The sequence below is a fragment of the Clostridium sp. YIM B02555 genome (assembly GCF_022320955.1).
GTDB classification, from domain to species: domain Bacteria; phylum Bacillota; class Clostridia; order Clostridiales; family Clostridiaceae; genus Clostridium; species Clostridium saccharoperbutylacetonicum.
Genome location: NZ_JAKJJY010000026.1, coordinates 22,299 through 34,329 on the forward strand (window position 1 = coordinate 22,299; position 12,031 = coordinate 34,329).

Below are 12,031 nucleotides of genomic sequence, written 5' to 3' on the forward strand. Positions count from 1 at the left end.
GTAGAATGATAATAAGTAACTAAGCGGTGCTACTCATTTTTGGTAAAAGAACTTGTTATATAAGTGAGACAGAGAATAGGCTATCACTTGCTACTGATACGGTGAACTATATCATAAATGAGTGAGTTTTTTTCAAAAAGTGAAGATATAAAAAGGCATTACTTAAATGATAAAAGGCAAATAAGGACTTATTCCTTTGATTTGGAATAAGTCCTTATTGCTATTTTGGGGTAATTTTATATTGGATACACCAATTTCATTCGTGCCAAAACGGTTCAGCTTATTTATCTCTATATCACTGATGTGATTCATCAGAAGCACAATGTTTTGTATATAGGTATAGGGTTACTAGATATTATACAATCCTAACCTTGCTTTCTCTGAATTACTACCTTACCCATCTTAGGATTTGTTTCGCACCTACGATATGCTTCCGCTAATCCTTGAGATGTAAATGGGAAAATCCCGCTCAAATGAACCTTCAATTTTTGCTCATGGACGTTTTGAAGAATAGACACTAAATCATCGTGGTTTGGCTCTGCATGAACAAATTGAGCTTTAATTCCGCGAATTTGTGGATGTTCATTAATCTCCATGGCTACCAAAGAAATGAGCTTGCCACCATCCTTCAAAACAGAGTAACTTTTTCGCCCAGTTTCACCTATCTTCGCATCTAGAACTGTAGCTGATCTATCCATAACCATATCCAATACAATATCTACAGGACTACTTATAGCCTTTGTAAAATCAGTTGTGGTATAATCAATTACCTCGTCGGCACCTAATTGTCGCACAAATTCATGGTTAAATTCACGGGCTGTTGCAATCACATATGCACCTGCTTGTTTAGCGAGCTGAACAGCAATATGTCCTACACCCCCAGCGCCTGCATGAATTAGAATACGCTGTCCTGGTTGTAGTTTGCCGTACCTAAACAAAGACTGCCAGGCAGTCAAACCAACCGTTGGCAATGCAGCAGCTTCATTAAAAGACATATCGGGTTGGATTATTGCAAGTGCGTTTTCTTCCATTGCAACATAATCTGCATAGGCTCCACCGTTGTTAGTAGGAATACCCATAACACGATCGCCAGGTTTCAAATGGGTCACTTTACTTCCAACCTCAATGACAACACCGGCAAGATCGGCACCGAGAACATAAGGCAACTGAACAGGTAAAATATCTTTAACAGCCCCAGAACGTAATACAGAATCTGCTGGATTGATTGAAGCAGCATACATTTCTACTAGTACCTGTGTTTCTGTGATTACTGGCACATCTATTTCTTGTTCCTGTAAAACCGCTGGAATTCCGTACTCTTTTAAAACAATTGCTTTCATAATAAATTCCTCCTTGTATTTTCAAAGTTTGTTTCAGCCAATTAATAATTTATAAACATTTGTTTACTTATTAACTATTGTCTGATAATGTGATATTAACAAAGTAACTTGTTAGCTTCAATTGTTAAAATAACTGCAACTGTTCATTAATTAACAAAATTCCATTTATCGTTCATTAACTAATAAATATTTCATATAGCAAAATGCGTATAGTTAATTTTATTGAAAAAATTCACATAATATTTTAAGGAGGGGCTTATGGATAGACGAATACTAAAAACACAAAAAGCAATTATTGGAGCATTTATCCAACTGCTCGCAGAGAAAGAATTTGAAGATATTACAATTAATGAAATAGCAGATCGAGCTGATGTTAGCCGCGGAACTGTTTACTTGCATTACATTGACAAATTTGATTTGCTGGATAAATGTATTGATATTTATTTTAAAAAATTATTTGAAAGCTGCATGACTCTCAACGGTACTACGCTTTTACTTTCAAAATCTTTTATGATTCGCACATTTGAGTATTTGGAAGAACATGCTTTCATATATACCACTTTGCTAGTTAACAAAGGAATCCCTACTTTCAGAAACCTCATGATGGATGTGATTCTAGGCAACCTTAGTGAGGTTATAGATGCCAGCAGCATAAAACGAGATATTAACAAGGAGGTGACGTTACAGTTTCTGGCTTCAGCTATTGTTGGTCTACTAGAGTGGTGGATTATTAAATCAATACCTATTCCAGCTAAGGATATAGCAGAACAGTTGTGGTCACTGTTAGAACGTTTTCAGGTAATCCCGCATTTACCGGATTCTAATTAATCATGCTGAGGATTTCCTTGCAGCCTCACAAGTTATTATAAAAAATAGCACTTACTAATGATACGATGAACCATATCATAAATAAATGATAATAAGTAAACTAAAAGGAAATTGATATGATATAAGTGAGATTCTAAATCTATGATTTAGTTAATCGAACTTACACACAGTGCAAGTAAATTATAACAAAATAAAAAATAGGACATAAAACGTACGGGGATATGTTTTATACCCTATTTTTTATAATTATAGTTGCCTATTTAACAGGTATCACTATAATATAATTAAATCATGATATGGTTATACAACCAAGTTTTCCCCATCTTTAAATGCTCTTAAAGATAACTCATTAAAAACTTCCTCGTCAGTTCCACAGTAATGAATGCAATCCTCCAAGTTCCAACCAAACACGTTGAAAATATTATTGACATATTTAATGGCTTCTGCACCCTTTTTAGGATCTAAGCTTCCTTGAGCAAATATAGTTATTAACTTTTTACCTGGATGTCTAGGAATAAATTTATGTGGAAGCTCTTCAACCATTGGAAATGTACGGTCTAACCAAATTTTTGCCTGACCTGTAATTTGATACATATATATTGGAGAACCAAATACAATAGCATCTGCCTCAGCAATAGCTTTATACATTGGCTGTAAATAATCATTAACAGCACAGCCATCATGAGTACGACAATAAAAACATCCTTGACATCCACGGATTCCAGGGTTATTTAAATCAAATTCAATAACCTCAGCGCCTTTGGATTTTGCTCCTTTTGCTACTTGATCTAATAATTTTGTTGTATATCCATTTTTTCTTGGACTACCTTTAAAAATAACTACTTTTGACATTTCGCATCTCTCCTTATAATATAAAAATTTAAATTCTATGCTATCTATATACCCTTAAGAATCTTTTCAATCCAACTGAAAATACGTTCATTTGCGATTAATTTAGCTCCAGCTTGGCAGTGGAATTCAGCACCTTCTTCAGCTGTAAATAAAATAAAATCTTTGTGGCAGGTAAGCTCCTCATACAACTGCCTTGCTTGATCTCTAAGCAGTTTGTCATTTTCCGAATCAACGATTAAGGTAGGGCATTGTATTTTTTCTGCTAATCCTTTCATATAAAAATCTCCAACCTTTAGAATGAATTCAGCAGGGGTATTTACACCAAATACATACATTCCATGTGAAAAGCTCCATTTTGCTTTTGAGTTTAATTCCATTTTTTCCTTAACAGTTTTATTAAATCCCTCTGAATTAGAAAGTGCAAAATTTAAAAATTCTTCTCTTGGCATATTAAAGATACTTGTAAATCCTCCTAAAAAGTCATATACTCCTCCATTTGCTACACAGCCTGCAAGTCGATATTCAAAAGCTGCAGCTCTAGGAGCAAGATACCCGCCTAAACTTTGTCCCCATAAGACAATCTTCTTTGGGTCTACTTCTTTTTTTGTAAGCAGATAGTCTACCACTGGAGTTATAACATTCTCGTAGTCATGTCTGAAAAATAGTTGCTGTTTATGTACAGCCTCTCCTTGTCCTGGTCCCTCAAAAGTAATACAATGCATACCGTGTTCAAGTGCATCCATTGCCATTCCGTAAAATGCTTCTTTTGTTCCATCAAAGCCAGTCATAGCAATTAAAACTGGTTTAGGTTCCTCTGAATCCTCTAATTTATAAAAATGTCCTGTAAGTGTTGTATTTTCATAGGGGATTTTCACTTCTTCAATAACAGGCTTATTAAGTTTCATAACATGGGAAAAGCAATCTAGGCTCGCATTGTATAATTCCTCTATCTTTGGGTCTTCTGGATTTTCATGAAGGTAGAATTCTGCAATTCTATAATAATTAGAAGCTCTAAGATAAGCTTTTCTTGCACTGATTAAGTGGCCATCTGAATAGCTATCTTCTGCAACTTTTTGCAAACGCTTGGCTGTTTTGGCCCATTCTTCACACCAGCTTTGATAGTCTCCTTCTTTAATCTTTTCTGCTGTTGAAACCACCTCTCCTATATCAGCAGCTTTGAAAGCAGTGTCTCCAAGAAGTCCCAATACCTTGGATGCGAATTGATCATCTTTAAAAATCAAATTATTCATAGTAATTCTCCTTTACAGTATTTATTGTTTATGCAACACGTTGTTGCTATAATTAAAATATATCAGATACAGATTTGTATTCAACCAACAATACTTATAGTTTGTTTTATATACAACAAAGGAGTGAAAATGTTGCAGAATAAACATGATATTCGAACAAAACGGACACACCAACAGATAAGAGATTCACTTATTGATCTTATTTTTGAAAAACATTTCGATAATATTACGGTTGGTGATATCACTAATCGAGCTATGATTAATCGTTCTACCTTTTATAGGTATTATCAGGATAAATACGACGTTGTACTAAAAATTTTTGAAGACGCAATGGAAAAAATGAAGAAAGATTTAGGCATTCCAAAATCCAGCCTTAAGTATCTTAATGAAGAACAAAGATCTGATCCATGGGTGAAACTATTTGATCACTTTGCTGAAAACAGTAGATTATATCTGGCAATGCTGGATGATTCATGTAACATATGGTTTATATCTAGACTGCGCAGCTACATCATCTCAATGTTAAGAGAACGTGAAAATTTACGAAGCTCCTTCATTGTAAGCAACGAAGACTGCCCCCCTGAGATACAAGAAATGGCATTCTTATTTACCGCTAATGCTTTAATAGGTACTATTGATTGGTGGTTAAAGTCAAAATGTACTCCTGATTCAGAAAAAATGTCTTATTTATTTAGATCTTATTTTAAGAATGGCTATGTAGGAATGTTGAATAAAAATTAATGTTGCGACTTAAATTCTGCGTTTATAAAATTATAATACTAGAGAGTATAGAATTTTTTATATTTGAAGTAGTTCTATTGAGAGAACAAAAGTGAATTTTAGTGAAATATATAAATTGGATACCGCAATAAAGGTAATATTTTTTATTGGATAAAGGAGGAAGTAGGGTATGAGCATTAATTTTTTGACTTTTACATATAAAATTGCACGAGAGCCATCGAAGAACAGAGTCTATGTGTGGCGAGCGATTAAATTTAAATAGGTTCTGTTTCATAACTTCAATAGAAATATAGAAAGACTTGTTGAAGGAAAACAATATTAAATAGAAACTGCCCCTGAAATACAAGTTCAAGAGCAGTATGTAAGTAAATAAAAGCGCTATGTAAATGATCCAGAAAACCTAATAAATTCTATCTCATTTGAATTTAAAGATACAGTTGTATTTTTACCAATAAAGGTAAAGTGTTTATTGTACAGATAGAAATTTTCGAATGTTTTTACAGTCGTTATATCTTTCTTATCAGTAGAACTTGGATATGTAACATACTGAAAATCGTTTATTTCGATTTGTCTGCCTGATTTTAGAGAAATATACACATTGTTTTCCATAATAACACCCCCTTCAATTATATTTTACCATATGTTGATAAAAAAAGAAAAAAGAGGAACGAAAATTAAGTAATAAGATTGCTGATTGGGATCAGTGGAATAAGATTTCATAAGTTATTGAAAGTGCGTGGTAATTTAGTGTTCTTTGAAAATTAAACAATACATTTTTTACCATAAAGTGGTATAATTGATGTATGGTTAATTTGATTCCTTAAAATATGCAAAGGAGTGAATAGAATGAGAGTTTTAATTGCACCAATGTCAGCAATGGTTGAAACAAAAGGCCCTTTTTCAAGAACAGTATTATTAGCAGATAAATTTATTAAGAGAGGTCATGAAGTTGCATTATGTGCAGCAGAAGATCCTAATTATCATAGTATAGAAAACGTAAAAAATTATTATGCTCCGATTCCTTCTATACTAGGAATTCCTAAATTAGATAATAAAAATATATTAAAAAAATCGGAAGAAAAAACGATGAATAGCTTTGAAGAAGTTTTAAATTTCATAGGAGCAATTAATGAGGACTTTTTTGCAAAAGATGTGTATTACATTAGAACAGCAATACAAGAATTTAAGCCAGATGTTATCTATTCAGAATTTAGAATATCAGCTATTGTTGCTGCTAAGTTAGAACATATAAAAGTTGCTACAGGGTTTAGCTTTACGGTTCGAAAAAGTTATGCCTGCAATCCTGAGTATAGTGGAGGAGTAAACAAATATTTAGAAGAAAATAACTTGAGTAAAGTAGAATCTGTTTTAGAGATTTTTGATTGGGCTGATTTAAAGATTGTTCCAAGTTCTTATGAAATAGAACCAATAGATGGAGAAAATATAGTTTTCGTTGGACCTCTTTCTTCACCAAATGCCATAACTATTAAAGAAGAAAAAAATAAAATAATAGCATATATGGGAAATGGTACTATATATCCGATGAAGTTAATAGAAGAATTAACTAAGGCTTTTCAAAATTCTAAATATCAAGTTTATATTGCGACAGAGCAAGTAGAACCGTACAAGAAAAATAATATAAATGTTAATAAAAGATTTGACTTTAATAAGCTAATGCCAGAAGCAATAGTTTATATAAATCATGGTGGTCAAAATAGCATTATGACAGGTTTAATATATGGGGTTCCGCAAATAATATGTCCAGGCAAAGTATTTGAAAGAAAGTATAATGCATCTTCGGTCGTTAAGCTAAATGCAGGAAAGATGTTAGAAGTAAATAATTTTGATTATAAAATAATAAAAGGACTAGTTGAGGAATTTAATGAAAACTCAACGTATGCAAGTAATTCCAAGAAAGCAGGAGAGAGGTTGTTGAGTCTTGGAGGAGTTACAAAAGCAATTCAAGCTATTGAGAAGTTAGTATAGTTTAAAAATTTATTGATATTGGACTATATAATAAATTATTTTTAATACCGTATTATTCAAGGAATTTTACGGTATTTTTCTTGCACAATTTTAAAACCAAATAAAAAAAGCCCCATTAAAGGGGCAAAAACTTAAAAGTTTTTTATGATAATTGAGCAAAATTATTCAAATTATATATAGTTAATATAAACATTAATATTTTAGAAGTATTGCGTTACGCAGAGTGAATTTATGAGATTTTTATACGTAGCTCTAAAAATAGATAAAAAAGTCCCCTGAATAGGAAGCTAAATATAAGAGTTTAGAATTAATAAGAATGGAACAAAAAATTAAACGCAAGAGGTTACTTTTAATTATATTAAGAGAGTTTATTAATTATGTATAATACTAAAAACATAAGTATCACATCTTATTGAAGTTTGGTGTTCTTCGTTATAGAATAAAAGAAAATACCGAACAAGGGTTCTTGTGATGAAATGTATTATTGAATATAATGGATAGGTTAATTGATTCTGTACTTGTAAAAATATATAAAAATATAAAACAATATGGATTTTTTTGAAATATTATGATAATATATTAATGATAAAACAACTCGTTAAAATTTAGAAAACACAGATTAGAGGTAGATTGAGTAGAATTGCTTGGTCTACCTTTATTTTTTTAATAAATGGTATTATAATAATAATTTTGTATTTTTCACAGTAGTTATAGGTTTATATATTAATTTTAAGTGTATACGTATTCTGTAATTGACATAAAATGCCATAGTGGTAAAATGTATACAAATTGATAAATGGAAGTGAAGTTGAGTTATGTCAAAAGTTCTTTTTTTAAGTATTTCTGCTCATGGTCATGTTAATCCTACATTAGGATTAGTAAATGAATTAATAAAACAAGGAGAGGAGATTACTTATTTTTGCTCAGAGGATTTTAGAGAAAAAATTGAAAAAACAGGTGCTGAATTTAAAAGTTATAGGGTAGAAGCAAAAAAACATAATACGTCTGGCAATATGGGGATAGATAAAATTCTTGATTATATAAATGAAATACTTAAATTAAACGATAAAATTATAAAAGACATTCTAGATCAAATTAAGGATAGAAAATTTGATTATATTATCTATACAGCTATGTTTCCTTTTGGAAATGCCATTGCTCAAATACTAAGAATACCTTCTGTTTCTTCTTTTGCAGTGTTTGCTACCCCTAAAGAATTGATGTATCAACACAAAGAATTGGCAGATGAAAAGTTAATAAGGAGTCATCCAGCTATAGATACTTACAAAAATGTTTCAAAACAATTAAAAGAATTTTATAATGTTGAAATGCCTCATAACATTTTTGAATTATTTTTTAACAAGGGTGATATAAATATTGCATATACTTCTAAATATTTTGTTGCACATCCAGAATATTATGATGAGAGTTTTAAATTTATTGGTCCACCAATATATGATAGAAAAGAAAACTTGGATTTTCCTTTTGAAAAATTAGAAGGAAAGAGAGTTGTTTATATTTCACTGGGTACAGTGTTTAATAATACGGATAGTAATCTCTATGATATCTTTTTTAAAACATTTGCTAATACTGATAATATTGTTGTTATGGCAGCATACAATGTGGACTTATCTCAATTTGATATACCTCATAACTTTATTGTAAGAAATTATGTTCCTCAATCAGAGGTTTTAAAGTATACAAATGTAGCAATAACTCATGCAGGAATGAATAGTACGAGTGACTTATTGTATAATAATATACCTTTTGTAGCAATACCTATTGGTGCAGATCAACCATATATGGCAAAAAGAGCCGAAGAGTTAGGGGCAACTATTTCTCTTGATAAGGATAATCTTACTCCAGAAATTTTAAGAAATTCTGTTGAGAAGGTTCTAACTGAACCGAGTTATCTTGAAAATATAAAAAAGATAAGCAGTTCTTTTAAAAGAGCTGGTGGTTATAAAAAGGCAGTTGAAGAAATTTTTAAGTTAAAAAGAAAAAAAGAATTATGATATATACGGGTATAGGAGTAATCCTGTACCCTTTATTTTTTATATACAGTTATAACTTTCTGACCAAGTAAGAAAGTTAAACTGCAATCCGGGTTAAAATCATGTATAAATATATCATTTAGTGATATACAAATATTCCTATATATGTCCTATCTTATATTCCTCATTGGTCATCACATCAATAAGAATTGCGTTGCTATCTTTAACATCAGCTCCAATGCTTCATCGGGGGACAGACTTTCACTTATAAAGACTTTGCCATCAGTTTGAGGAATACGTTGCTCCGTATCAAGCATTCTTACAACAATTGCCGCAGCTTCGGCTTCCCTGTACATCGAACAAGTTATTCTCACGCTCAAGCATTATGCCTTTAACATATATCTGTGCTATATGTATAACGCAAGTGTGGCATGTGTATAAGTCTCTAAGCTTTTCTGCCGCCGACCATTGGCCTTCATCTTTTTTTTCTGAGTTCCGTTAATAGCGTTTCATGAACTATTTTTGCAGCGGAACGGCGCTCAATGGGACTATTTATATTTGTCATATCATAGTCCTCTATTATACACTTATGCAAAGCATAATCCATCTTGAAATAGCAACATTAAATATATTGTGAATAAATATAAAACTTAGTATAAAATTAAGAATTCTTAATAATTTTCTTAGTAAAATCTTAGTAGTCATTTTTTATACTTTATTTATAAATTAATTTTGCAATCAAAAATCAAGAAAATTAATAAAAGATAAGAAATGAGGAGGATTAGTTGCATGAAATGGATGAAATTTTTAATAGAATATATTAAATCACCAAGGAGTATAGGTGCTGTAGCACCAAGTTCACAAAAACTTGCAGAAAAAATGGTTAATAGTGTAAACTTTGAAAATTCCGAATGTATAGTGGAATATGGAGCTGGCACAGGTGTATTTACAGAAAAATTAATAGCAAGGAAGAAAGAGGATACATTACTAATTGTTTTTGAGAACAATCGTGAATTTTATAACATTCTTTTAAATAAGTATAAAAACAAGAAAAAAGTTTGGATAATAAATGATGGAGCTGAAAACATAAATAAGTATATAAATAAATTAGGCATTGAGCAAGTAGACTATATTGTTTCAGGGCTTCCATTTACATCGTTGCATAAAAACATTTCAGATATAATATTAAACAATACAAGAGATATATTAAAATCTGATGGGGAGTTTATAACTTTTCAATATTCATTAGTAAAGAATAGATTATTTAAAAGCTACTTTAAAAGTATTAAAATTACAAAAATAAGATTAAATTTACCACCTGCGTATGTGTTAAGTTGCCGAGCATAGCATCAAAAATTGATTTAAGGTAGCGGTTCTATAGTTTTATACCAACTTTTTATTATATACGGAGGGAAGATAAGTATGAGAAAAAGATACTTAATAATTACGATGCTATTAATTTTTTTTATTATGCTAGGTATTTCTATATACAGAAGTGTTAAGTTAATTTCAGGAATATCAGAAATGTTTAAGTTAAATGCAGAGCTTCAATCGGAAGGTTATTATATGGGTGAATTTGAATTTAAAATGCTAGGTTGCGCCTATTATGTTGATAAGGGACAATATTATACTGCATTTACCAGATTAAATGAAATTAATAACCAACTAAAGTCTAAAAGTGGGTTAATTAAAATACCTAAATTTCAAAATAAAGAGGAAGAACTAGAATTTTATTTAAATCTTCAAAATCCAAGGACTGGCGCATTTATGGATGATTCTTATCCGCTTTTTACGTATATAGGTCCCACTTTAAATATGGTGGAACACATTGAAAATTTGGCAAATGAAACTGGACGACCTCTGCAACTTAAATATCCAATAAAGTTTTTAGATAAAATTAACACAAGTGAAAAGTTAACAAGTTTTTTAGATGATTTATCTACAATAGGAATAATAGGCTCTAAATTACCTAAAACACCTTATATAGAAATAGCAGAATTATGCTCCTATCAAGATTTAGAACGTAATAATTTATATACTTTTTCTTCAGAGTGGAAACAAGCGCTATTAAAATGGCTTTATGAAAATCAAGATAGTAAAACAGGCTTTTGGGGATCGAAATTAAGGAGTAATGGAGAATTGCTTAATCAAGGAGATTTAGGTCCAACCTTTCATATTATTAAATTGTTTATGGACAAGAATGGTAAAAATATTAATCCAGAATTTCCACTAAAATATAAAGACCAACTATTCTCAACTATACTTCAAAAGATTTCTGAGCCTATGCCAGCTGATGCAGATTTAAGTGAAATTCATGATTGGTCATTGACAAGGGGGCAAGGAATAAAGTTACTTACAAATTATTTATGGAAAGATGCTTCAGTTAAAAATAAAAGCAACGCAAAGAAATTTATGGTTGAGCTTATAATAAATAGATTTCAAAATTTCTATGTAAAAGATCAAGGAGGCTTTAGCCTTTATTCTAAATCACAAGATGCAACTTTAGATGGTACGGGAACAGCTCTAAGTTTATTTAATTCTACGGGAATGTTATCACGAGATAAACAAAGTTTATTGTGGGGAAACTCTAATGATGCGCTAATAGATTTAGGAATAAAACAGACTTCTACTACTCTGAGGGAAAGTGATTTTCCTTCACTTATAAATGGGAAAGATATTAATTCAATTCGTTTATACAAGGGGGAATTAAATTCTAACAACTATGAAGAGAATGTTGCAGGAATTATTTATCCTAAAGAAACAACAGTTTTAGATGTTGTAGATTTATTACCAAGAGTAACAAAATGGATTAACACAACATCACAAAATATAGGAAACTGGGAATCAAAAGAAAGTATTAAGCAACAATTTTTAAATATAAATATTCAAGAAGTTCCAATTTATAATTCTGATATTTCAATAGATGCAGCCAATCAGCTCTTGCAAAAAAACGGTAAGTTAACTATAGTTGGCTTTGATATGTTACAAATTCCTAAATATAAGATTACATTTTACATTAGATAGGATTTGCTCATGGGGA

The 12,031-nt window shown here is 30.9% G+C and carries 10 protein-coding genes; 6 read left to right on the forward strand and 4 right to left on the reverse strand.

Features of this window, described 5'->3' with window-relative positions:
* Nucleotides 1-365 precede the first annotated feature (365 nt).
* Nucleotides 366-1,340: an NADP-dependent oxidoreductase gene (locus L3B98_RS24865; protein WP_238918642.1), complete on the reverse strand. Its 975-nt coding sequence runs from the start codon at nt 1,338-1,340 to the stop codon at nt 366-368.
* A gap of 258 nt (nt 1,341-1,598) precedes the next feature.
* Between L3B98_RS24865 and L3B98_RS24870 the strand changes: the two genes are divergently transcribed.
* On the forward strand, nt 1,599-2,168 hold the full coding sequence (locus L3B98_RS24870) for a TetR/AcrR family transcriptional regulator (RefSeq protein ID WP_077361914.1): 570 nt from the start codon (nt 1,599-1,601) through the stop codon (nt 2,166-2,168).
* A gap of 300 nt (nt 2,169-2,468) precedes the next feature.
* Here L3B98_RS24870 and L3B98_RS24875 read toward each other — a convergent pair whose 3' ends face one another.
* Both L3B98_RS24875 and L3B98_RS24880 read right to left on the reverse strand, forming a co-directional pair.
* The gene (locus tag L3B98_RS24875; RefSeq protein WP_238918643.1) at nt 2,469-3,020 is read right to left on the reverse strand and encodes a flavodoxin family protein; all 552 of its coding nucleotides are present in this window, start codon (nt 3,018-3,020) and stop codon (nt 2,469-2,471) included.
* Nucleotides 3,021-3,064: 44 nt separating this feature from the next.
* Nucleotides 3,065-4,270: an alpha/beta fold hydrolase gene (locus L3B98_RS24880; RefSeq protein WP_238918644.1), complete on the reverse strand. Its 1,206-nt coding sequence runs from the start codon at nt 4,268-4,270 to the stop codon at nt 3,065-3,067.
* A gap of 129 nt (nt 4,271-4,399) precedes the next feature.
* Here L3B98_RS24880 and L3B98_RS24885 point away from each other — a divergent pair, with 129 nt between their 5' ends.
* A complete protein-coding gene (locus L3B98_RS24885) occupies nt 4,400-5,011 on the forward strand; it encodes a TetR/AcrR family transcriptional regulator (protein WP_238918645.1) in 612 nt (203 codons plus the stop codon).
* A 378-nt stretch (nt 5,012-5,389) separates the two neighbouring features.
* On the opposite strand, the gene L3B98_RS24890 is transcribed toward L3B98_RS24885, so the two are convergent.
* Nucleotides 5,390-5,620, reverse strand: coding sequence for a hypothetical protein (locus tag L3B98_RS24890; protein WP_015392118.1), 231 nt, complete (start codon nt 5,618-5,620; stop codon nt 5,390-5,392).
* 237 nt (nt 5,621-5,857) lie between these two features.
* Here L3B98_RS24890 and L3B98_RS24895 point away from each other — a divergent pair, with 237 nt between their 5' ends.
* From L3B98_RS24895 to L3B98_RS24910, 4 genes are all read left to right on the forward strand, one after another.
* Nucleotides 5,858-6,997 carry a nucleotide disphospho-sugar-binding domain-containing protein gene (locus tag L3B98_RS24895; protein ID WP_238918646.1) on the forward strand — a complete coding sequence of 380 codons (1,140 nt, stop codon included), beginning with the start codon at nt 5,858-5,860 and terminating at the stop codon, nt 6,995-6,997.
* A gap of 815 nt (nt 6,998-7,812) precedes the next feature.
* On the forward strand, nt 7,813-9,012 hold the full coding sequence (locus tag L3B98_RS24900) for a macrolide family glycosyltransferase (RefSeq protein ID WP_238918647.1): 1,200 nt from the start codon (nt 7,813-7,815) through the stop codon (nt 9,010-9,012).
* Nucleotides 9,013-9,780: 768 nt separating this feature from the next.
* Entirely contained in the window at nt 9,781-10,338 is a 558-nt protein-coding gene (locus L3B98_RS24905; RefSeq protein WP_238918648.1) for an rRNA adenine N-6-methyltransferase family protein, read from the forward strand.
* 75 nt (nt 10,339-10,413) lie between these two features.
* On the forward strand, nt 10,414-12,015 hold the full coding sequence (locus L3B98_RS24910) for a hypothetical protein (RefSeq protein WP_238918649.1): 1,602 nt from the start codon (nt 10,414-10,416) through the stop codon (nt 12,013-12,015).
* Nucleotides 12,016-12,031: the final 16 nt, after the last annotated feature.